Genomic DNA, 23,703 nt, shown 5'->3' with positions numbered 1-23,703 from the left:
AACCCTCCTGGCGCCACGGCGACCGCACCCGCTTGCTGCGATGCACCATGCTAGCATCGCCCTCCCTTTTCCCAGCCTCCGGCTGGCCCCGCGTCGGCTCCGACCGGGTCGGCATCGGGGCGAACCGGCCGCCTTCTCGCGGCACGCGCCATGACCAAGACCTCACTCGACAAAAGCAAGATCCGTTTCCTGTTGCTCGAGGGCATCCATCCCTCGGCCGTGGAGGTGCTGCGCAACGCGGGTTACACGCAGATCGAGACCCTGCCCAAGGCGCTGCAGGGCGAGGAACTCAAGGCCAAGCTGGCCGACGTCCATTTCCTGGGTATCCGCTCGCAGAGCCAGCTCACGGCCGACGTGCTGGCCGCGGCGCCCAAGCTGGTGGCCGTGGGGTGCTTCTGCATCGGCACCAACCAGGTCGACCTGAACGCGGCGCGCGAGCGCGGCGTGGCGGTGTTCAACGCGCCGTACTCCAACACCCGCTCGGTGGCCGAGCTGGTGCTGGCCGAGGCGATCCTGCTGCTGCGCGGCGTGCCGGAGAAGAACGCGCTGGCGCACCGCGGCGGCTGGCTGAAGTCGGCGGCCAACTCGCACGAGGCGCGCGGCAAGACATTGGGCATCGTGGGCTACGGCTCGATCGGCACGCAGCTGTCGGTGCTGGCCGAATCGCTGGGCATGCACGTCGCGTTCTACGACGTGGTCAACAAGCTGCCGCTGGGCAACGCGCGCCAGGTGCAGCGCCTGCACGACCTGCTCGCGCAGAGCGACATCGTGACGCTGCACGTGCCCGAGCTGCCGTCGACGCAATGGATGATCGGCTCCGACGAGATCGCCGCCATGAAGCCGGGCGGCATCCTGATCAACGCGGCGCGCGGCAAGGTGGTCGACATCGACGCGCTGGCCGCGGCGCTGAAGGCCAAGAAGCTCTGGGGCGCGGCGATCGACGTGTTCCCGGTCGAGCCGGGCAGCAACAACGAGGAGTTCGTCTCGCCCCTGCGTGGGCTGGACAACGTGATCCTGACGCCGCATGTGGGCGGCTCGACGATGGAGGCGCAGGCCAACATCGGCGGCGAGGTGGCGGAGAAGCTGGTCAAGTACAGCGACAACGGCACCTCGATCTCGTCGGTCAACTTCCCCGAGGTGGCGCTGCCGGCGCATCCGGGCAAGCACCGGCTGCTGCACATCCACGAGAACGTGCCGGGCGTGCTGTCGCAGATCAACCGCATCTTCTCCGAGAACCACATCAACATCGCCTCGCAGTTCCTGCAGACCAACGAGAAGGTCGGCTACGTCGTGACCGACATCGACGCGGCGTCGTCGGACCTGGCGCTGGAGAAGCTCGCGGCGGTGCCGGGGACGATCCGCAGCCGGGTGCTGTTCTAGGGATGGCGTCCGGGGGGGTGACCCTTCCGCGGTCGCGAAACCCCCGCTGACCTAAAATCCCCGGCCCGGCAAGCGGGTGCGCAGCGCCCGGCCGAGGCCAACTCCCCGATGAATGCACCCACCGCGCTGACGGCGTTGTTGTCGCAGGCCGCAGAGCCTGCGCGACTGCGCGAGATTCCCTACAACTACACGAGCTTCTCCGATCGCGAGATCGTGATCCGCCTGCTGGGCGAGCGCGGCTGGACGTTGCTGCAGTCGCTGCGCGACGAGCGCCGCACGGGCCGCTCGGCGCGCATGCTCTACGAGGTGCTCGGCGACATCTGGGTCGTGCAGCGCAACCCCTACCTGATCGACGACCTGCTGGACAACCCGCGCCGGCGCGGCCAGCTGGTCGAGGCGCTGAACCATCGCCTGGGCGAGGTCGGCAAGCGGCGCACCCCCGAGGTGGACGCGCAGCGCGACGCGCTGGTGGGCGAGCTCTCGGCGCTGGTGGCGGGCGCCATCGCCGCCTTCGACGCCATGTTCCGCGACGTCGCCGCATTGCGGCGCAAGGCCACGCGCGCCTTCCGCAAGCTCACGGCCAAGGACAACGTCAAGTTCGACGGCCTCTCGCGCGTGTCGCACGTGACCGACGCCACCGACTGGCGCGTCGAGTACCCCTTCGTCGTGCTGTGCCCCGACACCGAGGCCGAGATGGCGCTGCTGGTCAAGGGCTGCATCGAGCTGGGCCTGACGATCATCCCGCGCGGGGGCGGCACCGGCTACACCGGCGGCGCGATCCCGCTGACCTGGAACAGCGCGGTCATCAACACCGAGAAGCTGGAGGCGATGACCGAGGTCGAGCTGGTCGCGCTGCCGGGTTTGGCCGATCCCGTGCCGACCATCTGGACCGGCGCCGGCGTGGTCACGCAGCGCGTGGCCGACGCGGCCGAGCGCGCGGGCTACGTCTTCGCGGTCGATCCGACCTCGGCCGAGGCCTCCTGCGTGGGAGGCAACGTGGCGATGAACGCCGGCGGCAAGAAGGCCGTGCTGTGGGGCACGGCGCTGGACAACCTGGCCTCCTGGCGCATGGTGACGCCGCAGGCCGAGTGGCTGGAGGTCACGCGCATCGGCCACAACCTGGGCAAGATCCACGACGCCGAATCGGCCGTCTTCGAGCTGCAGTACTTCGCCGCCGACGGAACGACGAAGCTGCGCGCCGAGCGCCTGGAGATCCCCGGCCGCACCTTCCGCAAGGAGGGCCTGGGCAAGGACGTGACCGACAAGTTCCTCTCGGGCCTGCCGGGCATCCAGAAGGAAGGCTGCGACGGCCTGATCACCAGCTGCCGCTGGATCGTCCACCGCATGCCCTCGCACACGCGCACGGTGTGCCTGGAGTTCTTCGGCAACGCCAGGGACGCGGTGCCCAGCATCGTCGAGATCAAGGACTTCATGTTCGCCGAGCAGAAGCGCTCGGGCGTCCTGCTGGCCGGCCTCGAACACCTCGACGACCGCTACCTGAAGGCGGTCGGCTACGCCACCAAGTCGAAGAAGCACGGCGGGCTGCCGAAGATGGTGCTGTTCGGCGACATCGCCGGCGACGACGCCGACGCCGTGGCGCGCGCCACCTCGGAGGTGGTGCGCATCGCCAACTCGCGCAGCGGCGAGGGCTTCGTCGCCATCAGCCCCGAGGCGCGCAAGAAGTTCTGGCTCGACCGCAAGCGCACGGCGGCCATCAGCCGCCACACCAACGCCTTCAAGATCAACGAGGACGTGGTGATCCCGCTGCCGCGCATGGCGGAGTACACCGACGGCATCGAGCGCATCAACATCGAGCTGTCGCTGCAGAACAAGATCGCCTTCGCCGACGCGCTGGAGGACTTCTTCACGCGCGGCAACCTGCCGCTGGGCAAGAGCGACGACGCCAACGACATCCCGCCGGCCGAGCTGCTGGAGGACCGCGTGGCGCAGGCCGTGGCCCTGGTGCGCGAGGTGCGCGCGACGTGGGCGCTGTGGCTGCGCGACGTCGACGCGCTGTTCCCGCAGCTGCAGGACCATTCGCTGCGCGCGAGCTGGAAGACCCAGCTGCGCGCGCCGCTGGAGCAGATCTTCACGGGCGCCGAGTTCGCGCCGATCCTGGCCGAGTGCGCCGCCATCCACCAGAAGGTGCTCAAGGGCCGCGTGTGGGTCGCGCTGCACATGCACGCGGGCGACGGCAACGTCCACACCAACCTGCCGGTCAACAGCGACAACTACGAGATGCTGCAGACCGCCCACGCGGCGGTGGTGCGCATCATGGCGCTGGCGCGCAGCCTGGACGGCGTGATCTCCGGCGAGCACGGCATCGGCATCACCAAGCTGGAATTCCTCTCCGACGAGGAGCTGCGGCCGTTCACCGAATACAAGCAGCGCATCGATCCGGAAGGGCGCTTCAACAAGGGCAAGCTGCTGCGTGACGAGGCGGCCGCGCACGGCCTGAACGCCGACCTCACCAACGCCTACACCCCCAGCTTCGGCCTGATGGGCCACGAGTCGCTGATCATGCAGCAGAGCGACATCGGCGCCATCGCCGATTCGGTCAAGGACTGCCTGCGCTGCGGCAAGTGCAAGCCGGTGTGCGCGACCCACGTGCCGCGCGCCAACCTGCTCTACAGCCCGCGCAACAAGATCCTGGCGACCTCGCTGCTGGTCGAGGCCTTCCTCTACGAGGAGCAGACCCGGCGCGGCGTCAGCATCAAGCACTGGGAGGAGTTCGAGGACGTGGCCGACCACTGCACGGTCTGCCACAAATGCCTCACGCCTTGCCCGGTGAAGATCGACTTCGGCGAGGTCTCGATGAACATGCGCAACCTGCTGCGCAAGATGGGCCGGAAGAGCTTCCGCCCCGGCAACGCCGCGGCCATGATGTTCCTCAACGCCACCAACCCGTCGACCATCAAGGCGATGCGCGTGGGCATGGTCGACATCGGCTTCAAGGCGCAGCGCCTGGCCCACGACTTCTTCCGCCTGCCGGCGAAGAAGCAGACGGCGCTGCCGCCGGCCACGCTCGGACCGGCGCCGGTCAAGGAGCAGGTGATCCACTTCATCAACAAGAAGATGCCCGGCGGCCTGCCCAAGCAGACCGCGCGCGCGCTGCTCGACATCGAGAACGCCGACTACGTGCCGATCATCCGGGATCCGAAGGCCACCACCTCGGAGACGGAAGCGGTCTTCTACTTCCCCGGCTGCGGCTCGGAGCGGCTGTTCTCGCAGGTCGGCCTGGCCACGCAGGCGATGCTCTGGCGCGCCGGCGTGCAGACGGTGCTGCCGCCCGGCTACCTCTGCTGCGGCTATCCGCAGCGCGGCAGCGGCCAGTTCGACAAGGCCGAGCAGATGATCACGGACAACCGCGTGCTCTTCCACCGCGTGGCCAACACGCTCAACTACCTCGACATCAAGACGGTGGTGGTGAGCTGCGGTACCTGCTACGACCAGCTCCAGGGCTACCAGTTCGACAAGATCTTCCCCGGCTGCCGGATCATCGACATCCACGAGTACCTGCTGGAGAAGGGCATCACGCTGGGCGACGCCGGCGGTGGCGGCTATCTCTATCACGACCCCTGCCACAGCCCGATGAAGCTGCAGGACCCCATGAAGACCGTCAAGGCGCTGGTGGGCGATGGCGTGCAGAAGAACGACCGCTGCTGCGGCGAGTCCGGCACGCTGGGCGTCACGCGGCCGGACATCTCCACGCAGATCCGCTTCCGCAAGGAGGAGGAACTGAAGAAGGGCGAGGCCGCGCTGCGCGCTTCCGGCAAGGCGCCGGCGCAGGGCGACGTCAAGATCCTCACCAGCTGCCCGAGCTGCCTGCAGGGGCTGTCGCGCTACGGCAACGACCTGAACAACGGCCTGCTGGAGGCCGACTACATCGTCGTCGAGATGGCGCGCAAGATCCTCGGCGAGCAGTGGCTGCCCGAGTACGTCGCCGCGGCCAACGCCGGCGGCATCGAGCGGGTGCTGGTGTGAGCAGCGCCGGAGCGACGACGCCTGCCGCGCGGCGCCAGGGCGGCTGCCCGCTGTGCGACGCCGCGGGCGGGCGTGTCGTGTTCGAGGCGGCCGACTTCCGCGTGGTCCATGCCGAGGAGGCCGGTTTCCCGGCCTTCTACCGCGTCGTCTGGCGCGATCACGTGGCGGAGTTCTCCGACCTCGACGCGGCCGCGCGTGCGCGCTGCATGGCGGCCGTGGCGATGGTCGAGCGCGTCCTGCGCGAGCGGCTGGCGCCGGCCAAGGTCAACCTCGCCGCGCTCGGCAACATGGTGCCGCACCTGCACTGGCACGTGATCGCGCGCTTCGAGGACGACAGCCACTTTCCCGCGCCGGTCTGGGCCGAGGCCCGACGCCCCCGCGACGCCGCGCGCGAAGCCGCCGTCGCCGCGTCGCTGCCGGCGTTCGAGCGGACGCTCGCCGAGCGCCTGCGCGCCGCCGACATCCACTGAAACCCATCCGAGGACATTCCCATGGCAGGCCTGCACATCGGCGCACCGACGCCCCAATCGATCACCGTCCACGGCCAGTCGCGCGTGCTGGAGGTGGGTTTTTCCGACGGCGCGACCTTCCGAATCCCGTTCGAGCTGATGCGCGTGTACTCGCCCTCGGCCGAGGTGCAGGGCCACGGCCCCGGCCAGGAGGTGCTGCAGACCGGCAAGCGCGAGGTCGGTCTGCTGTCGCTGGAGCCGGTGGGCAACTACGCGGTCAAGCCGGTGTTCACCGATGGCCACGAGAGCGGCATCTTCACGTGGACGCTGCTCTACGAGCTGGGCTCGCAGCAGGAGGCGCTGTGGGCGCGCTACGAGCAGCGCCTGGCCGCCGCCGGGGCGGATCGCGACACGCCGATGGCCGCGTCGGGCGGCGGCGGACACGCCTGCAGCAGCCACTGACGAACCGCGTCCGTCGTCAATGTCCGCCGTCCTTGCGGGGTCGTCGGCTTGAGGTGAGTGCTTCCGCCCTAACATGACAGGCATGAGCACCACCCATTTCGGTTTCGAGAACGTCGACGAGCGCGACAAGGCGCGTCGCGTGCGGGGGGTCTTCGACTCGGTCGCCACGCGCTACGACCTGATGAACGACCTGATGTCGGTCGGCATGCATCGCGCCTGGAAGGCCTACACCGTGATGGTGGCCAACGTCGGCGAAGGCTCGCGCGTACTGGACATCGCGGGCGGCACGGGCGACCTGGCGCTGGCGTTCTCGAAGAAGGTCGGCGCCTCCGGCCAGGTGGTCCACACCGACATCAACGAAGCGATGCTGCGCACCGGCCGCGAGCGCCTGCTCGACGCCGGCGTGAGCCTGCCGACGATGGTCTGCGACGCCGAGAAGCTGCCGTTTCCCGACGACCATTTCGACGTCGTGACGGTCGCCTTCGGCCTGCGCAACATGACGCACAAGGACTTGGCGCTCAAGGAGATGAACCGCGTGCTCAAGCCGCGCGGCAAGCTGCTGGTGCTGGAGTTCTCCAAGGTCGCGCAGCCGCTGCGCAAGGCCTACGACTGGTATTCCTTCAAGGTGCTGCCGCGCCTGGGCAAGGTGGTGGCGGGCGACGATGCCAGCTACCGCTACCTGGCCGAATCGATCCGCATGCACCCGTCCCAGGACGAACTCAAGACCCTCATGAAGGAGGGCGGTTTCGGCCACGTGGACTATCACAACATGACGGGCGGCATCGTCGCCCTGCATGTTGGAATCAAGTGTTGAGTACTGACTTTTTCCGGGATTTTCCCGTTGAGGAGACGATGAGATGAAAAAGAACTTCTGGACCGCGTGCTTGGTGTGCGCGATGGTGCTCGTGAGCGCCCAGGCCGATGCCAAGCGCATGGGAGGCGGCCAGTCGATGGGCCGCCAGTCGAACAACGTGACGCAGCGCGAGGCGGCACCGCCGACGGCGCCCGGCGCGCCGACGCAGAACGCCAACAACGCGGCCGCACGGCCCGGCGCCGCCGCTCCGGCCGCTGCCGCTGCGCCCAAGCGCAACTGGGGCGGCATGCTCGGCGGTCTGGCCGCCGGCTTGGGCCTGGCCTGGCTGGCGCACTCGCTCGGTCTGGGCGAAGGATTCGGCAACATCCTGCTGATCCTCCTGGTGGTCATGGCCGGCTTCATGGCCTGGCGCTTCTTCGCGGCCCGCTCGCGCGCCGGCAACGGCGGTGGCCAGCGCAACGGCGACTTCGCCTTCCAGGGTGCCGGCAACGGCCCCGCCGACGCGCCGACGCCCACCCAGTACAGCCCCGCCAAGGTCGGCAACGACGCCTCGGCACGGCCCTGGGAGACGGGCGCCACGTCCTTCGACGCCAACGCGCAGCGTCCCGGCGCTTCCTCGGGCATCTCGTCGATGGCCAACGCGGCCGGCGCCGGTGCCGTGGGTGCCGCTGGCGGCAGCATGATCGGCTCGGCATTGGGTGGCGCCCAGTCGTGGGGCGTTCCGGCGGGATTCGACGCCGACGGTTTCCTGACCGCCGCCAAGCGCAACTTCGTGACGCTGCAGGATGCCTGGGATCGCGCCGACGTCGGCAGCCTGCGCGCCATGATGACCGACGGCATGCTCGGCGAGATCAAGTCGCAGCTCGCCGAACGCGAGACGCACACCGGTGGCCAGCCCAACAAGACCGAGGTCGTGATGCTCGACGCCAAGCTGCTGGGCATCGAGGAGCTGCCCGACGTCTACATGGCGAGCGTGGAGTTCTCCGGCATGATCCGCGAGGACGCCTCGGCCGGCCCGAGCCCGTTCCGCGAGGTCTGGAACATGACCAAGCCCACCAACGGTTCGGGTGGCTGGCTGGTGGCGGGCGTCCAGGCCCTGCAATGACCTGACGCGGCGCCATCGCGGCGCACCGGCCGACGGTCGGTGCGCAGGCGGACGGGATAATGGGGACATGGCTACACCATCGTCCCCTTTTTCTTTTCTCGACGGTCTGTTCGATCGCATCGGCAGCCGCCTGCGGCCGCCGACCTGGGCGGTCCACGAGATCCAGCAGCGCGCCGTGCTGTTCCTCAACCACGTCCTGCAGCAGGAACCCGAGGCCCAGCAGCGCCTGGTGCGCCAGAAGGGCCGCGTGGTGCGTTTCGAATGGCGCTTCGTCACCCTGCAGCTGGTGGCGACGCCCGCCGGCCTGCTCGACCTGGCGCCCGAGGGCGCCGTTCCCGAACTCACCCTGATCGTCACCGAGACCTCGCCGCTGAAGCTGGCTGGCGCGACCCTGCGCGGCGACAAGCCCTCGGTGCGCATCGTCGGCGACGTGCAACTCGCCGCCGAGGTCAACTGGCTGGTCGACCACGTGCGCTGGGACGTCGAGGACGACCTCGCGCGCGTCATCGGCGACGTGCCCGCGCACACCCTCGGCAACGTCGCGCGCCGCGTGGCGGCGGCCCTGCGCCAGTTCGTCGGCAAGGCGGCCGGCGGCCCGGGTCGCCCGGGCGCGGCGGCGTCCGGCGGCGCGGGTCGCGAATGAATCGTTTTTCCCGCGGTCTGTACATCGTCTGGATCGCGCTGCGCTACGGGCTCGACGAGCTGGTGCTCACGAGCTTCCAGAAGCCGTGGCTCGGCGTGGTGGCGCGCGTCCTCTCGGTCGGACGGCGTCTGGACGCGCCGCGCGGCCAGCGCCTGCGCGAGGCGCTGGAGCGGCTCGGTCCCATCTTCGTGAAGTTCGGCCAGGTGCTCTCGACGCGGCGCGACCTCCTGCCCCCGGACATCGCCGACGAATTGGCCTGGCTGCAGGACCGGGTCGCGCCGTTCCCTTCGTCGGTCGCCATCGCCACCATCGAGCGTGCCTTCAAGCGCCCGGTGGGCGAGGTCTTCGAGCGCTTCGACGAGACCCCGGTGGCCAGCGCCTCGATCGCGCAGGTGCACTTCGCGACCATCCGCAACGCCAAGGGCCGCGTGCGCGACGTCGCCGTGAAGGTGCTGCGCCCGGGCATGCGCCGCGTGATGGAGAAGGACCTGGCGCTGATGGCCATGATGGCCGGCTGGGTCGAGAGCCTGTCGGCCGATGGCAAGCGCCTGAAGCCGCGCGAGGTGGTCGCGGAGTTCAACAAGTACCTGCACGACGAACTCGACCTGGTGCGCGAGGCCGCCAACGCCGCCCAGCTGCGGCGCAACATGGCCGAACTCGACCTGGTGCTGATCCCCGAGATGATCTGGGACTTCTGCCACCCGGAGGTCATGGTGATGGAGCGCATGAACGGCGTGCCCATCGCCCAGCTCGACCGCCTGCGCGCGGCCGGCGTCGACATCCCGAAGCTGGCGCGCGACGGCGTCACGATCTTCTTCACCCAGGTGTTCCGCGACGGCTTCTTCCATGCCGACATGCATCCCGGCAACATCCAGGTCAGCCTGGAGGAGGCCACCTTCGGACGCTACATCTCGCTGGACTTCGGCATCGTCGGCACGCTGACCGAGTCGGACAAGGAGTACCTGGCGCAGAACTTCGTCGCGTTCTTCCGGCGCGACTACAAGCGCGTCGCCGAACTGCACCTGGAGAGCGGCTGGGTGCCGGAGGGCACGCGCATCGACGAGCTCGAGGCCGCCATCCGCACCGTCTGCGAGCCCTACTTCGACCGGCCGCTCAAGGAAATCTCGCTGGGCATGGTGCTTATGCGCCTGTTCCAGACCTCGCGCCGCTTCCACGTCGAGATCCAGCCGCAGCTGGTGCTGCTGCAGAAGACGCTGCTCAACATCGAGGGCCTGGGCCGCCAGCTCGACCCCGACCTCGACCTCTGGGCGACGGCCAAGCCGTTCCTGGAGAAGTGGATGCTCGACCAGATCGGGCCGAAGAAGCTCTTCGCCCAGCTGCGCGAGGAGGCCCCGCGCTACGCCAAGCTGCTGCCCCAGCTGCCGCGCCTGCTGCACGAGTACCTGGAGCATCGCCCCGACGACCACCGCCGCGAGCTGCTCGAGCTGCTGCAGGCGCAGAAGAAGACCATCGGCCTGCTGCAGGGGATGATCTACGGTGGCGTGGGTTTTGCGTTGGGGCTGCTCGCGATGCAGCTGCTGCTGCGCGTGAAGTTCCTGTAGCCCTCCCGTCCGTCCGTTCCGCCCGTTCCGCTTTCCCGGAGAAGTCCCCGTGCTGCTGACCCTGGTCGCCGTCTACCTGCTGTTCACGATCGCCATCGGCCTGGTGGCGGCCCGGCGGGTCAAGAACACGGCCGACTTCGCCATCGCCGGGCGGCACCTGCCGCTGTTCATGATCGTGACCACCACCTTCGCGACGTGGTTCGGCTCCGAGACCGTGCTGGGCATCCCGGCCAAGTTCATCGGCGGCGGCCTGCACGGGGTGGTCGAGGACCCCTTCGGCGCCGGCACCTGCCTGATCCTGGTCGGGCTGTTCTTCGCCGGCAAGCTCTACCGCATGACATTGCTGACCATCAGCGACTACTACCGCGAGCGCTACGGCCGCACGGTGGAGGTGGCCTGCACGCTCATCATCATGGTGAGCTACCTCGGCTGGGTGTCGGCGCAGGTGACGGCGCTCGGGCTGGTGTTCAACGTGCTGTCGGCCGGCGTCGTCTCGATCCCGATGGGCATGGTGATCGGCGTCGTCTCGATCCTGGCCTACACGCTGTTCGGCGGCATGTGGTCGGTGGCGGTGACCGACTTCATCCAGATGATCATCCTGGTGGTCGGCCTGGGCGTGATCGCGGTGTTCGCCGGACACATGGCCGGCGGCGCCGACAAGGTGGTGGCGTTCGCGATCAGCCGCGACCTGTTCCGCTTCTGGCCGGAGCCGAGCTTCCACGACATCGTGTTCTTCTTCGCCGCCGCCATCACCATCATGCTGGGCTCGATCCCGCAGCAAGACGTGTTCCAGCGCGTGATGTCCGCCAACAACCTGCGCTCGGCGACGCGCGGTCCGGTCATCGGCGGGGTGGCGTACATCCTGTTCGCCTTCGTGCCGATGTTCCTGGTGGCCAGCGCCCTGCTCATCATGCCGGAGCAGGCCCAGACGCTGCTCAGAGAAGATCCGCAGAAGGTGCTGCCCACCCTGGTGCTAGAGAAGATGCCGTTCGCGATGCAGGTGCTGTTCTTCGGCGCGCTGCTCTCGGCGATCAAGTCGACCGCCTCGGCCACCCTGCTGGCGCCGAGCGTCACCTTCACCGAGAACATCTGGCGCCAGTTCCGCCCGGCCGGCACCGACCGCGAGAACCTGCGCACCATGCGCGTCACCGTGCTGGTGTTCAGCGCCGCCGTGCTGGCCTACGCCATCCGCATGCAGGGCACGCCGATCTACGAGCTGGTCTCGGGCGCCTATCAGGTGCCGCTGGTGGGTGCCTTCGTGCCGCTGGTGTGCGGGCTCTACTGGCGGCGCGCCACCACCCAGGGCGCGGTGGCGGCGGTGGCGCTGGGCATCGGTGTCTGGCTGGCGTTCCTGGCGCTGCCCTGGGGCGAGGCGTTCCCGGCCCAGCTCGCCGGCGTGCTGGCCGCGTTCGCGGGCATGGCGGCCGGGTCGCTGGCGCCGCAATGGCTGACCAACGTGCGCACGCCGCACCGCCCGCTGGCGGCCGACCCGGCCTGACGAACGCTGCGGATGGGGGCGGCGCGGCACCTGCCGGACCGTCCCGCGGCGGGCCGTGTCCCGTACCCGCCGACCTATAATCGCGGGCTTTGCGAGCGGCCGCCGCGCCGCGTTTCCTCACCCCCATCCCATGCCCATCTACGCCTACAAGTGCAGCGCCTGCGGCTTCGCCAAGGACGCCCTGCAGAAAATGTCCGATGCCCCGCTGACGGTGTGTCCGGCGTGCGGCGCGAGCGCATTCGAGAAACAGGTCACCGCCGCCGGCTTCCAGCTCAAGGGCTCCGGCTGGTACGTGACCGACTTCCGCGAAGGCGGCAGCGGCAAGAAGCCCGCCGAATCGACCGCCGCGAAAAGCGGCGAGGGCGATGCCGGCAAGGCCGCTGCCACGCCGTCCGATGCCGCCGCGCCTTCGGGCGGCAGCGCGCCCGTCGCCGCACCGGCGCCCGCGGCCAGTCCCGCGCCGGCGCCGGCGCCCGCGCCCGCGCCCGCTAAGAAGAGCGATTGAAGGCCGTCGGCATGCACGCGCTGCGCAAATGGCTGCTCTCGGGCCTGCTGGTCATCGTGCCGCTGGTCATCACGCTGGGCGTGCTCAACTGGATCATCGGCACCCTCGACCAGACGCTCTGGCTGCTGCCCACCGAGTGGACCGACTGGCTCAACGCCCATCGCGTGCGCGGCCTGGGCGTGCTGCTCACGCTGGCCATCCTGCTGCTGGTCGGCGCGGTCGCCAGCAACTTCGTCGGCAAGCGCCTGCTGGGCTGGGGCGACGCCCTGGTGCGGCGCATCCCGGTGGTGCGCTCGATCTACTCGAGCGTCAAGCAGGTCTCGGACACGCTGTTCTCCGAGAACGGCAACGCCTTCCGCACGGCGGTGCTGATCCAGTGGCCGCGCGAGGGATCGTGGACCATCGCCTTCGTCACCGGCACGCCGGGCAACGAGGTGCGCGAGCAGCTCGGCGGCGGCGACTACCTGGGCGTCTACGTGCCCACCACGCCCAACCCGACCGGCGGCTACTTCGTGATGCTCAAGCGCAGCGACTGCATCGAACTGAAGATGAGCGTGGACGACGCGCTCAAGTACATCGTCTCGATGGGCGTGGTGGTCCCCGGCGGCCCCGCGACCCTCGCGACCCACACCTAGACCCGGACAGACACATCGCGCCCCCGGCGCCGGAATCGATCCCATGACCATGCGTTCCCACTATTGCGGTCTCGTGACCGAAGCCCTGATGGGCCAGACCGTGACCCTCTGCGGCTGGGTCAACCGCCGCCGCGACCATGGCGGCGTCATCTTCATCGACGTGCGCGACCGCGAAGGCTACGTGCAGGTGGTGTGCGACCCCGACCGTGCCGCCACCTTCGGCGTGGCCGAGGACCTGCGCAACGAGTTCTGCGTCCAGGTCACGGGCCTGGTGCGCGCGCGTCCCGAGGGCACCACCAACGACAACCTCAAGAGCGGCAAGATCGAGGTGCTCTGCCACGACCTGACGGTGCTCAATCCGTCGGTCACGCCGCCCTTCCTGCTCGACGACGACAACTTGAGCGAGACCACGCGCCTCACGCACCGCGTGCTCGACCTGCGCCGTCCGGCCATGCAGCGCAACATGATGCTGCGCTACAAGGTCACGATGGAGGCGCGCAAGTTCCTCGACGCCAACGGCTTCATCGACATCGAGACGCCGATGCTGGGCAAGTCCACGCCCGAGGGCGCGCGCGACTACCTCGTGCCCAGTCGCGTGCACGACGGCAGCTTCTTCGCGCTGCCGCAGTCGCCGCAGCTCTTCAAGCAGCTGTTGATGGTGGCCGGCTACGACCGCTACTACCAGATCGTCAAGTGCTTCCGCGACGAGGACCTGCGTGCCGACCGCCAGCCCGAGTTCACGCAGATTGACATCGAGACCTCGTTCATGGCGGAGGAGGAGATCCGCGAGATGTTCGAGGGAATGATCCGCAACGTCTTCCGCAACGCCGCGGACATCGATCTGCCGGTGTTCCCGACCATGACGTACGGCGACGCCATGTTCAAGTACGGCTCGGACAAGCCCGACCTGCGCGTCAAGCTCGAGTTCACCGAACTCACCGAGCTGATGAAGCGCGTCGAGTTCAAGGTCTTCTCCAACGCCGCGACGATGAAGGGCGGCCGGGTCGTCGCCCTGCGCGTGCCGGGCGGTGGTGGCGAGGGCGGCCTGTCGCGCGGCGAGATCGACGCCTACCAGGAGTTCGTCAAGATCTACGGCGCCAAGGGCCTGGCCTACATCAAGGTCAACGACGCGGCGGCCGGCCGCGACGGCCTGCAGAGCCCGATCGTCAAGAACCTCGACGACGCTGCGCTGGCCGAGATCGTCGCGCGCACGGGCGCGCGCAACGGCGACATCCTGTTCTTCGGTGCCGACAAGGAGAAGGTCGTCAACGACGCGATCGGCGCCCTGCGCGTGAAGATCGGCCACAGCGCCTTCGGCCGCAAGAGCGGCCTGTTCGACGACCGCTGGGCACCGCTGTGGGTGGTCGACTTCCCGATGTTCGAGTTCGACGAGGACGGCCAGCGCTGGTCCGCCGTGCACCACCCGTTCACCGCGCCGAAGGACGGCCACGAGAACCTGATGGACACCGCGCCCGAGAAGTGCATCGCCAAGGCCTACGACATGGTGCTCAACGGCATCGAGATGGGCGGTGGCTCGGTCCGTATCCATCGCGAGGAAGTGCAGAGCAAGGTCTTCCGCGCGCTGAAGATCAGCGCCGAGGACGCGCAGCTGAAGTTCGGCTTCCTGCTCGACGCGCTGCAGTACGGCGCGCCGCCGCACGGCGGCATCGCCATCGGCCTGGACCGCCTGGTGATGCTCATGACCGGCGCCGATTCGATCCGCGACGTCATCGCCTTCCCCAAGACCCAGCGCGCGCAGGACCTGCTGACGCAGGCGCCCAGCCCGGTCGACGAGAAGCAGCTGCGCGAACTGCACATCCGCCTGCGCAACGTCGAGGCCAAGGCCTGACCGAGACGCCGCGCGGCGAACGTCGCGCGCCGGAAAGAAAAAAGGGGCACCGACGGGTGCCCCTTTTTTTTCGTTCGTCGTCGTCGCCCCGCGGCGATCGACGCATCGAGCCTCAGAGCGCCATGTCGGTCGCCGCCTTCGATGGCTGGCGCGTGGCCGGCTGGCCGCTCGGTGCGGTGCGGGCCGTCGGTGCCGTTGGCTGTGCCGGCGATGCCGTCGCGGCGTCCGGCGCGGGGGGCGGTGTCAGTTGCAGGACCTGGCTGGTCGCCGTCCATTCCTGCTGGACCTTCTCGGCGCTGGCGTTGAGCGCCGTGCCGTAGCTGGGCACCATCTCGCGGATGCGCGACTGCCAGGCCGGCGTGGCCAGCCTGTCCTTGAAGACCTGCTTCATCAGGTCCAGCATGATCGGCGCCGCGGTGGAGGCGCCGGGCGAGGCGCCCAGCAGGCCGGCCATGCTGCCGTCCTGCGAGCTGACGATCTCGGTGCCGAGCTTCAGCACGCCGCCCTTGGCCTTGTCGCGCTTGATGATCTGCACGCGCTGGCCCGCCTGCCAGAGGCGCCAGTCCTCCTTCTTCGCGTTCGGGAAGTACTCGCGCAGTGCCTTCATCCGGTCGTCGTCCGACAGCATGACCTGACCGGCCAGGTACTCGACGAGCGCGTATTCCGCCGTGCCGACCTTCACCATCGGCCAGACGTTGTGCGGCGTCGTGCTGGTGAGCAGGTCGAGGTAGGAGCCTTCCTTGAGGAACTTGGTCGAGAAGGTGGCGAAGGGGCCGAAGAGGATGACGCGCTTGCCGTCGAGGATGCGCGTGTCCAGGTGCGGCACCGACATCGGCGGCGATCCCACCGACGCCTTGCCGTAGGCCTTGGCCAGGTGACGTTCGGTGATCGCCGGGTTCTCGGTCACCAGGAAGGAGCCGCCCACCGGAAAGCCCGCGTAGTCCTTGGCCTCGGGGATGCCGGACTTCTGCAGCAGGTGCAGAGCGCCGCCGCCCGCACCGACGAAGACGAACTTCGCATCGGTCTGCGAGGTGCTGCCGTCCTTCAGGTTCTTGTAGCCGATGCGCCAAGTGCCGTCGGCATTGCGCGTGATGTCCTGCACCTCGCTGGAGAGCTTGAGCGAGAAGTTCGGCCGCGTCTGCAGATGGCCGACGAACTGGCGCGTGATCTCGCCGAAGTTCACGTCCGTGCCGACCGGCGTCCAGGTCGCGGCGATCTTCTGCGTGGCGTCGCGGCCCTCCATCATGAGAGGCACCCACTTGCCGATCTGCGCCGGATCCTCCGAATACTGCATGCCGCGGAACAGCGGGCTGGCCTGCAGCGCCGCATGGCGCTTCTTCAGGAAGGCGATGTTCTCGTCGCCCCAGACGAAGCTCATGTGCGGCGTCGAGTTGATGAACGAGCGCGGGTTCTTCAGCACGTTGCCCTTGACCTGCGAGGCCCAGAACTGGCGCGAGATCTGGAACGCCTCGTTGATCTCGATGGCCTTGACGATCTCGACCTTGCCGTCCTTCTCCGGCGTGTAGTTGAGTTCGGCCAGGGCCGAATGCCCGGTGCCGGCGTTGTTCCAGCCGTTCGAGCTCTCCTTGGCCACGCCGTCGAGGCGCTCGACCATCTCCATTGACCAGCCGGGTTCGAGCTCGCCGAGCATGACGCCCAAGGTCGCGCTCATGATGCCGCCGCCGATCAGCAGCACATCGACCTTCCGGGGTTCGGCCGCATGCGCGCCGGCGAGCGCCATCGACAGGGTCACGCCCACCAGGGCCGGGTAGGTTTTCTTCAACATCATCTGATTCATCTCTTCGGGATACGGAAACGGCAAGGCAGGCCCGATGGCTCGGGCCTCGGACGGGGGAAAAGGCTCATGTCTCCCGCATCGGCGGCCCGGACACGTCGGAGGGTGGCGGGACGCTGGAAGCTCGCGCGGCGGACGGTGAACGTCCGGGGGGCTCCTTGGGATTCGCGATGCGCCGGGTCGGACCCGGCCACGCGATCGATGCGCAGGAGGCGGATTTTACAGGGGCCATGCGTGTACCCGGGAAACCGAACCCGATGCGCTACCGTGTGGCTCCCGGGTTTCCCGATCACCTGCAGACGATGCGTCCCTTCAAGATCCCCGAATCCGTGCTGGTCGTGATGTACACGCCGGCCCTCGACGTGCTGCTCATCCGCCGCGCCGACGCGCCCGACTTCTGGCAATCCGTCACCGGCAGCAAGGACGCCGAGGACGAGCCGCTCGCGCTCACCGCCGCGCGCGAGGTGATGGAGGAGACCGGGATCGACTGCGGTCCCGACAGCCCGTTCGGGACGCGCCTGACCGACTGGCATCTCCAGAACGTCTACGACATCTATCCGCGGTGGCGTCACCGCTACGCCCCGGGCGTGACGCGCAACACCGAGCACCTGTTCGGGCTGTGCCTGCCGCATCGCATCGAACCCGTGCTGGCGCCGCGCGAGCACACGGCGTGGCAGTGGTTGCCCCACCGCGAGGCCGCCGACCGCTGCTTTTCGCCTTCGAACGCCGAAGCCATCCTGCTGCTGCCACAATTCGCGCCATGAACGCGACGACGGCCCCCCTTCTACGGGTGGCGACCTACAACATCCACAAGGGCGTCCAGGGCATCGGCCCTGCGCGCCGGCTGGAGATCCACAACCTCGGTCACGCCATCGAACAGCTCGACGCCGACATCGTGTGCCTGCAGGAAGTGCGCAAGATGAACCGGATGGGCGCGCAGCGCTTCGCCCGCTGGCCCGATCAGCCGCAGGCCGACTTCCTGGCGCCCGAGGGCTACACGGCCGTCTACGAAACCAACGCGGTCACGCGCCACGGCGAGCACGGCAACGCATTGCTCACGCGCTGGCCCGTGATCCGGACCGGGCACCAGGACATCTCCGACCACCGCTTCGAACAGCGTGGTCTGCTGCACGTGCTGATCGACGTCGACGGTGTGCCGGTGCATGCCATCGTGGTCCATCTGGGCCTCATCAAGGGCAGTCGCGTGCGGCAGGTGAGCCGGCTGCGCGAGTTCATCGAGCGCGAGATCCCCGCTAACGAAGCGGTCATCGTGGCCGGCGACTTCAACGACTGGGGCGCGCGCATGCGCCTGGCGATGAACGCCATGGGCATGCGCGATTCCAGCGACCTGCGCGGCCCGCCGACGTTGACCTACCCCTCGCGCCTGCCGGTGACGCAGCTCGACTTCATCTACGCCCGCCAGGTGGTGCCGGTGTCCTGCAGCGTCCCGCGCGGTCCGGTCTGGGCCCGCATGTCGGATCACCTGCCGCTGCTCACCGAGTTCTCGCTCCCCGCCCCCTGAGCCTTCCAGGCCGCCGGACGAGCTTTCCGGCGGTCTTCGGAAGACGCTTGTCCCGCTGATAGGATTTGTACATGTCAAGGAAGATCGATGCCCTCCCGAGCCCCAGCGCCGGTGCAGAGGAGGAGGGCACGCCGGTTTCGGTCAGGATTCGCGAGCGCCTGAAGGCGGCCCAGCGCCGCTTCAACGCCAACGACAACATCGCGGAATTCCTCGAACCCGGCGATCTGGCCGCGTTGCTCGACGAGGTCGAGGTCAAGATGAGGGGCGTGCTCGAGAGCCTGGTGATCGACATCGACCACGACCACAACACCGACAACACGGCGCGCCGGGTGGCCAAGATGTATCTCAACGAGGTGTTCCAGGGCCGCTACGTGCCGCCGCCCAAGCTCACCGAGTTTCCCAACGCCGAGCACCTCAACGAACTGATGATCGTCGGCCCCATCACGGTCCGCAGCGCCTGCTCGCACCATTTCTGCCCGATCATCGGCAAGCTGTGGATCGGCGTGATGCCCAACGAGCACACCAACGTGATCGGCCTGTCGAAATACGCTCGCCTGGCCGAATGGATCATGGGACGGCCGCAAATCCAGGAGGAGGCGGTGGTGCAACTCGCCGACCTGATCCAGCAGAAGACCCAGCCCGACGGCCTGGCGCTCGTCATGGAGGCCGAGCATTTCTGCATGGCATGGCGCGGCGTGAAGGAAATGGACAGCAAGATGATCAACTCCGTCATGCGCGGCGTGTTCCTCAAGGATCCCAACCTGCGCCGCGAATTCCTGTCGCTGCTGCCTCGTCAACGCTGAAGGAAACCCATGCTCGTCCGTCTCCTGTACGCCAGTCGCGCCGTCGACGACAGTCCCCGTTCCATCGACGCCATCCTCGCCCAGGCCCGCATCCACAACACGGCCTGCGGTCTCACGGGCATCCTGTGCTACGGCAACGGGGTGTTCCTGCAGGCCATCGAGGGCAGCCGCAATGCCGTCAACGACCTCTATGGCCACATCCAGAAGGACCCGCGGCACAAGGACGTGGCCCTGTTGTACTTCGAGGAGATCGCCGAACGCCGCTTCGGTGGGTGGACCATGGGCCAGGTGCATCTGACCCGCGTCCACGCGTCGACGCTGATGCGTTTTTCCGAGCGGGCCGAACTCGATCCTTACGCGGTGTCGGGCAAGGTCTCACTGGCCCTGCTGGAAGAGCTGATGGCGACCGCCGCGGTGGGCGTGCGTAACTGAGGGTTCCGGTCGCGGCATCCGACAGGGCGAGATGACTTGTTGGAGTCCTACAGTCGCTTGGGACAACAGCCAACGTGCGTCGGACGACGAGGTGCCTAGATTCACTCCATGGCCGAAACGCCATGCATTCCATCCACCGCAACCAAGGAACAGCCATGAACAAAGACCAAGTCGAAGGCCGTGTTGACCAAGTCAAGGGCAAGATCAAGGAAGTCGCGGGCCGCGTGACCGGCAACGAGGAACTCGAAGCCAAGGGCAATGTGGACCAAGCCTCGGGCAAGGTCCAGAGCACCTATGGCGACACCAAGGAAAAGGCCAAGGATGCCGTCAAGTCCGGAGCCGACAAGCTCTGACATCCAAAGCGCCATGAAAGAAGGCCTGATCTTGTATCAGGCCTTCTTTCATGGCGCTTTCGGCTTTTCATTCTTGGAGCGAACCTGGGAGTCCGAAGTGGCCAAGGAAAAACGCCGAAGCCCCTTCGGCAGGGACTTCGGCGTCCGGTGATGCCTCGACTCGACAGGACCCGATCCAAGGCAAATCAAGGTCTGTCGTCGTCCCGCTCGGCCAGCTGCCCGTGCATCAGTGTCGTCACCATGTCGGCCACGTCCGAGGTCTTGAGGACCGCCGCGACCAAGGCCGTCACCGACAGCAGGCGCCACGGCTTGACCAGCATGATGACCGCTCCCGTGCCTGCCGCGATCGCGATCAACTTGCCCGGCTGTTTTCTGGCATAGCGCTGGAGCAGCGGTTGTGCCAGCTGTACCACGGCATTGGCCGGGTGCCGGCGCCACCAGCGGGCACCGAAGCTCTGCGCCACCGAAAGCCAGGGTAGGCCATCGAGAAGGCCGCGTTTTTTCTTTCGCGGGACATGGGATGGCGATCCTCCAGAAGCCTCCGCGTATGCCGATGTCGTCGCCGCTGAGCGCGAATTTCCGGCCGGCGCGGCGTCGTGTTCCGATGCCGAGTCGATCTGGTTGAAAAGCGCACGGCGCGAAATGGCCAAACGCTGCTGGGGTGTCAAGCTCGATCGATCAATGGCCATTGCGTGCTCCGGCAACGTGCATGGCGTGCATGTCGGCACTCAATTGGGCTTGCAAATCCTGGAAACCATGGAAAGTGGAAGGGCGGGCGGCGATGGAAGCCGCCACGGCGGCGACCAGCAAGGTCAAGCCGGGCACCAGCACCAGCACCCAATGGAAAGAGCCGTTCACCCCTCCGAGCATGATGGCGACGCCTGCGAAGACCAGTCCCAGCAATCCCGCCACCACGGCGATGGCGCCGGCGATGGCCCTTTTCACGACACTGCGCTTGGCCTCCAATGCCTCTGCCTTGATCAGCGCGCCGTAATTGGCCAAGTGATCCGCAACGAGTTCGGGATGACCGAGCAGTGTGGAATAAATAGGATGGAACATGGAATCAACTGCCCGCAGACGAAAGTCGAAAGAAAATCAATTGAAGCCTCGTCGACACGCCCGGCGTGTCTGAATCGAGGCTTCTTCAGATCGAACGATCAGTTCAGTATTCGTCGCGGCCGCTGCGGCTGGCCAGGACGATGAGCGCGGTGATGGCCGCACCCGCTGCAGCAGCGATCAGCACCGAGCGGACGGGTTGATCGGAAATGTACTTGCCGGTGACGTCCGCCGCCTGCTCCAGACGACGTTGGGCGCGTGCGCTCGTGGTCGAGGCTGCTTCGAGGCCACGCTGCACGGCCTGCTGGACACGCGCGGCGATCTGTTCGACGGCGGGCTCCGCTTCGCGGCGCAGGTCGCGGACCTTCTCGCCTGCCGCGTTCACGGCGTTCTGTGCGTAGTTGCGCGTGGTCTCGATGGCGTCGTTGGCGGTCTTGCCGGCATCATCGGCGAGTTGCGAGGCTGACTTGGTGTTCATGAAGAAATCCTTTCCTTGGTTCCATTGAATATACCGGCCAAATTTCTGTCAGTGAAGCATTTCAAGAACTTCAAAATCCACGAAATAAAGACGCGAAATGAAATCTACCCCGGGACGGGAAATCTCCTGTCAGCAGCATGGGATTAGGGTCGTAGGAGAGCGACGTATGAGAGGAATGAGGTCGCGCAAGGAATAATTCGTCTCAGTTCTTCAACGGCAGCATCGCGACCAGCCGGGCACCGTTTCCCGGGGTCGACGCCACCGTCAGCGTGCCGCCCGCCGCCTCGACACGGTGCCGCATTCCCGCCAGTCCATGGGTCGAGGCGCGGATGTGGAGGGTATCGAAACCGCCACCGTTGTCGGTCACCTCGACCGTCGCGTGGTCCTGGTGATTCCTCATCGCGACGATCACCTCGGTCGCCTGAGCATATTTGCCGATGTTCGTCAGGCTCTCCTGCACCATGCGGTAGATCGTGAGTTGGCGGGATTCGTCGGTCTCGATGGGCTCCAGCACCATCTCGACCTGCAGACCGGACTGGTCCGCGAACTCGCGGCCGAGGATTTCCAGCGATGCCACGAGCCCCAGGTTCGACAACGACGAGGGACGCAGGTCCTCGATGATGCGCCGCTTCAATGCGATGCCGCTGTTGAGCAGTTCCGTCAGGTGCTGCAGGCGCTGCATCGCATCGGGCGCCTCGGCGAGCCGCGATTTCAGCCGGGCGACATCGAGCTTGGCGGCGGTCAGGAGCGAGCCGAGTTCGTCGTGCAGCTCGCGCGCCAGATAGCCGCGCTCGGTTTCCCGCACTTCCTGGAGGTGAGTCGCCAGTTCCTTCAGGTTCGCCGTGCGTTCCTGGACCTGCACTTCGAGCGCGTTGCGTTCGCGCTGGAGGGTGTCCTGCTGACGTTCGCCGATGGACCGCAAGGCGTGCGTCTGGCGCAGGTAGAGCCAGAAGGCGACCCAGGCGGTGAGGACGATGGCCACGATGCCCAGGCGTCCGAAGCGCAGCGCATGCTCGATCTGCTTCTGGCCCTCCCGCATGGCCACGTCGCTGCCGCCGATGAGCGCTTCGGTCTGGGTGCGGATGGCGACCATCTCCTCGCGGCCGACATCGGTGGTCATGACGAACTTCCAGGCCTGTTCGTCGCCGCTGCGGCGCAGCCGGACGCTGGTGTCCATCTCGGCCAGCTTGCGCGCGACATGCCGTTGCAGGTCATCGAGGCGCTTCAGGTCTTCCTGGCGGTCGACATAGAGACGCCGCAGTTCGGCCATCCTGCCGTCCACCTGCGCGACGGCGTTGTCGTAAGGCTCGCGATAACTCGGTTCGCCGGTCAACAGATAGCCTCGCTGGCCCGTTTCTGCATCGAGGATGTTCTGCATGAGCCGCAGCAGCGTCGTGCGCACCTTCTGCGCATTGCGCACGGCCTCGAGCGCGTCGCTGGACCGCAGGTAGCCCGCTTCGTTGATGCCCACCACCGCCACCGCGGCCAATGTGGCCAGCGTGAGGCCCAGGGCCATCTTCGAAAAAGCTATCCAACGCATGAGGTCTCCGCGAGATGCCAGCGATCCAAATTCGGGAATAATCGAAGCCGACCAATAATCAGCATATTGCGACGCTCAACCGCGCAGGACAACGAACAAGGTAAATGATGATCAAGATCGGAATTGTGGACGACCACGCCATCGTGCGCTCCGGTTTGCGCCAGTTTTTCTCGGAGCATGTCGACCTCAGAGTGGTCGGTGAAGCAGGCACGGGACGCGAAGCCATCGAGCTGGTGCGCACCACCGAGCTCGACGTGCTCGTCATGGATTTGTCGATGCCCGGCCAAAGCGGGATCGACGCCCTGGCCATGATCCGCGCCAAGGCGCCGGACGTGGGCATCCTGATCCTGAGCGGCTATCCGGAGGAGCACTACGCGATGAACCTCATCCGGCAGGGCGCCAGCGGCTACCTGAACAAGGAATGCGACCCGATCGAGATCGTCAACGCGATCCGCACGATCTCGCTGGGCCGCCGCTACATCACTCCCGCCGTGGCCGAACTGCTGGCTCGCCAGCTCGATCGCAAGGACGACGCGGCCCCCCACGAACAGCTGTCGGAACGCGAGTTCCAGGTGTTCCTGAAGCTGGCCAAGGGCGAGACGGCGGGCGACATCGCCAAGACGCTGTCGCTGTCGGTCAAGACGGTCAGCACCTACCGCACCCGGCTGATGGAGAAGATGAATCTGTCGTCCAACAGCGACCTGACTTACTACGCGCTGAAGAACAAGCTGATCGACTGATCAGCGCGCGGCCGCGCCGCGCGGTCTTCCATGACGCCACAGGACGCGCCTTCGGGGCGCGTCTCCTTTTTGGGTCGTCCGGACCTCCTGTCGGAGGC

Annotated in this window: 24 protein-coding genes; 19 read left to right on the top strand and 5 right to left on the bottom strand. The window is 67.3% G+C overall.

Annotated features, from left to right (window positions below):
* The first annotated feature begins 150 nt into the window (after window positions 1-150).
* From serA to aspS, 12 genes are all read left to right on the top strand, one after another.
* Entirely contained in the window at window positions 151-1,380 is a 1,230-nt protein-coding gene (gene serA, locus ABID77_RS12365) for a phosphoglycerate dehydrogenase (protein ID WP_429595855.1), read from the top strand.
* A 108-nt stretch (window positions 1,381-1,488) separates the two neighbouring features.
* Complete coding sequence (locus ABID77_RS12360; RefSeq protein WP_429595852.1) at window positions 1,489-5,364, top strand: DUF3683 domain-containing protein; 3,876 nt, start codon at window positions 1,489-1,491, stop codon at window positions 5,362-5,364.
* The gene (locus ABID77_RS12355; protein WP_429595850.1) at window positions 5,361-5,834 is read left to right on the top strand and encodes an HIT family protein; all 474 of its coding nucleotides are present in this window, start codon (window positions 5,361-5,363) and stop codon (window positions 5,832-5,834) included. Before ABID77_RS12360 ends, ABID77_RS12355 begins: the two co-directional genes overlap by 4 nt.
* A gap of 21 nt (window positions 5,835-5,855) precedes the next feature.
* The gene (locus ABID77_RS12350; protein ID WP_429595847.1) at window positions 5,856-6,275 is read left to right on the top strand and encodes a gamma-butyrobetaine hydroxylase-like domain-containing protein; all 420 of its coding nucleotides are present in this window, start codon (window positions 5,856-5,858) and stop codon (window positions 6,273-6,275) included.
* An 82-nt stretch (window positions 6,276-6,357) separates the two neighbouring features.
* Window positions 6,358-7,089, top strand: coding sequence for a bifunctional demethylmenaquinone methyltransferase/2-methoxy-6-polyprenyl-1,4-benzoquinol methylase UbiE (gene ubiE, locus ABID77_RS12345; RefSeq protein WP_429595845.1), 732 nt, complete (start codon window positions 6,358-6,360; stop codon window positions 7,087-7,089).
* A 43-nt stretch (window positions 7,090-7,132) separates the two neighbouring features.
* Window positions 7,133-8,194, top strand: coding sequence for a Tim44 domain-containing protein (locus ABID77_RS12340; RefSeq protein WP_429595843.1), 1,062 nt, complete (start codon window positions 7,133-7,135; stop codon window positions 8,192-8,194).
* Window positions 8,195-8,261: 67 nt separating this feature from the next.
* Window positions 8,262-8,837, top strand: coding sequence for a ubiquinone biosynthesis accessory factor UbiJ (locus ABID77_RS12335; RefSeq protein ID WP_429595840.1), 576 nt, complete (start codon window positions 8,262-8,264; stop codon window positions 8,835-8,837).
* Window positions 8,834-10,399: a ubiquinone biosynthesis regulatory protein kinase UbiB gene (ubiB, locus tag ABID77_RS12330; RefSeq protein ID WP_429595837.1), complete on the top strand. Its 1,566-nt coding sequence runs from the start codon at window positions 8,834-8,836 to the stop codon at window positions 10,397-10,399. The genes ABID77_RS12335 and ubiB overlap by 4 nt, the downstream gene beginning before the upstream one ends.
* Before the next feature lie 49 nt (window positions 10,400-10,448).
* A complete protein-coding gene (locus ABID77_RS12325) occupies window positions 10,449-11,897 on the top strand; it encodes a sodium:solute symporter family protein (protein WP_429595834.1) in 1,449 nt (482 codons plus the stop codon).
* A 130-nt stretch (window positions 11,898-12,027) separates the two neighbouring features.
* A complete protein-coding gene (locus ABID77_RS12320; RefSeq protein WP_429595832.1) occupies window positions 12,028-12,402 on the top strand; it encodes an FmdB family zinc ribbon protein in 375 nt (124 codons plus the stop codon).
* Window positions 12,403-12,413: 11 nt separating this feature from the next.
* A complete protein-coding gene (locus ABID77_RS12315) occupies window positions 12,414-13,037 on the top strand; it encodes a DUF502 domain-containing protein (RefSeq protein WP_429596161.1) in 624 nt (207 codons plus the stop codon).
* Between the two features lie 43 nt (window positions 13,038-13,080).
* The gene (aspS, locus tag ABID77_RS12310) at window positions 13,081-14,886 is read left to right on the top strand and encodes an aspartate--tRNA ligase (RefSeq protein WP_429595829.1); all 1,806 of its coding nucleotides are present in this window, start codon (window positions 13,081-13,083) and stop codon (window positions 14,884-14,886) included.
* Window positions 14,887-14,998: 112 nt separating this feature from the next.
* Here the strand turns inward: aspS and mqo are convergent, their stop codons facing one another.
* On the bottom strand, window positions 14,999-16,672 hold the full coding sequence (gene mqo / locus ABID77_RS12305) for a malate dehydrogenase (quinone) (protein ID WP_429596158.1): 1,674 nt from the start codon (window positions 16,670-16,672) through the stop codon (window positions 14,999-15,001).
* Window positions 16,673-16,983: 311 nt separating this feature from the next.
* Between mqo and nudB the strand changes: the two genes are divergently transcribed.
* The 6 genes from nudB (at window position 16,984) to ABID77_RS12275 (ending at window position 19,942) form a co-directional block, all read left to right on the top strand.
* Entirely contained in the window at window positions 16,984-17,445 is a 462-nt protein-coding gene (gene nudB / locus ABID77_RS12300) for a dihydroneopterin triphosphate diphosphatase (protein WP_429595827.1), read from the top strand.
* Complete coding sequence (locus ABID77_RS12295) at window positions 17,442-18,203, top strand: endonuclease/exonuclease/phosphatase family protein (RefSeq protein ID WP_429595824.1); 762 nt, start codon at window positions 17,442-17,444, stop codon at window positions 18,201-18,203. The genes nudB and ABID77_RS12295 overlap by 4 nt, the downstream gene beginning before the upstream one ends.
* Before the next feature lie 71 nt (window positions 18,204-18,274).
* Window positions 18,275-19,006, top strand: a complete 732-nt coding sequence (folE, locus tag ABID77_RS12290) for a GTP cyclohydrolase I (RefSeq protein ID WP_429595821.1) — start codon at window positions 18,275-18,277, stop codon at window positions 19,004-19,006.
* A 9-nt stretch (window positions 19,007-19,015) separates the two neighbouring features.
* Complete coding sequence (locus ABID77_RS12285; RefSeq protein ID WP_429595818.1) at window positions 19,016-19,438, top strand: BLUF domain-containing protein; 423 nt, start codon at window positions 19,016-19,018, stop codon at window positions 19,436-19,438.
* A 155-nt stretch (window positions 19,439-19,593) separates the two neighbouring features.
* Window positions 19,594-19,791: a CsbD family protein gene (locus ABID77_RS12280; RefSeq protein ID WP_429595815.1), complete on the top strand. Its 198-nt coding sequence runs from the start codon at window positions 19,594-19,596 to the stop codon at window positions 19,789-19,791.
* A gap of 13 nt (window positions 19,792-19,804) precedes the next feature.
* Window positions 19,805-19,942 (top strand): hypothetical protein, encoded by a 138-nt coding sequence (locus ABID77_RS12275; protein ID WP_429595812.1) that lies wholly within the window; start codon window positions 19,805-19,807, stop codon window positions 19,940-19,942.
* A 34-nt stretch (window positions 19,943-19,976) separates the two neighbouring features.
* Here ABID77_RS12275 and ABID77_RS12270 read toward each other — a convergent pair whose 3' ends face one another.
* The 4 genes from ABID77_RS12270 to ABID77_RS12255 form a co-directional block, all read right to left on the bottom strand.
* Complete coding sequence (locus ABID77_RS12270) at window positions 19,977-20,480, bottom strand: hypothetical protein (RefSeq protein WP_429595809.1); 504 nt, start codon at window positions 20,478-20,480, stop codon at window positions 19,977-19,979.
* The gene (locus tag ABID77_RS12265; protein ID WP_429595806.1) at window positions 20,470-20,850 is read right to left on the bottom strand and encodes a phage holin family protein; all 381 of its coding nucleotides are present in this window, start codon (window positions 20,848-20,850) and stop codon (window positions 20,470-20,472) included. Before ABID77_RS12265 ends, ABID77_RS12270 begins: the two co-directional genes overlap by 11 nt.
* 103 nt (window positions 20,851-20,953) lie before the next feature.
* A complete protein-coding gene (locus tag ABID77_RS12260; protein WP_429595803.1) occupies window positions 20,954-21,325 on the bottom strand; it encodes a hypothetical protein in 372 nt (123 codons plus the stop codon).
* 202 nt (window positions 21,326-21,527) lie between these two features.
* The gene (locus ABID77_RS12255; protein ID WP_429595800.1) at window positions 21,528-22,841 is read right to left on the bottom strand and encodes a CHASE3 domain-containing protein; all 1,314 of its coding nucleotides are present in this window, start codon (window positions 22,839-22,841) and stop codon (window positions 21,528-21,530) included.
* Window positions 22,842-22,972: 131 nt separating this feature from the next.
* Here ABID77_RS12255 and ABID77_RS12250 point away from each other — a divergent pair, with 131 nt between their 5' ends.
* Window positions 22,973-23,605: a response regulator gene (locus ABID77_RS12250; protein WP_296308520.1), complete on the top strand. Its 633-nt coding sequence runs from the start codon at window positions 22,973-22,975 to the stop codon at window positions 23,603-23,605.
* The last annotated feature ends 98 nt before the right edge of the window (window positions 23,606-23,703 follow it).

It is taken from the genome of Variovorax sp. PvP013 (assembly GCF_050435945.1).
Taxonomy (GTDB): domain Bacteria; phylum Pseudomonadota; class Gammaproteobacteria; order Burkholderiales; family Burkholderiaceae_C; genus Variovorax.
The sequence above is the reverse complement of the archived record's forward strand: the minus strand, read 5'-3'. Positions and strand labels throughout refer to the sequence as shown.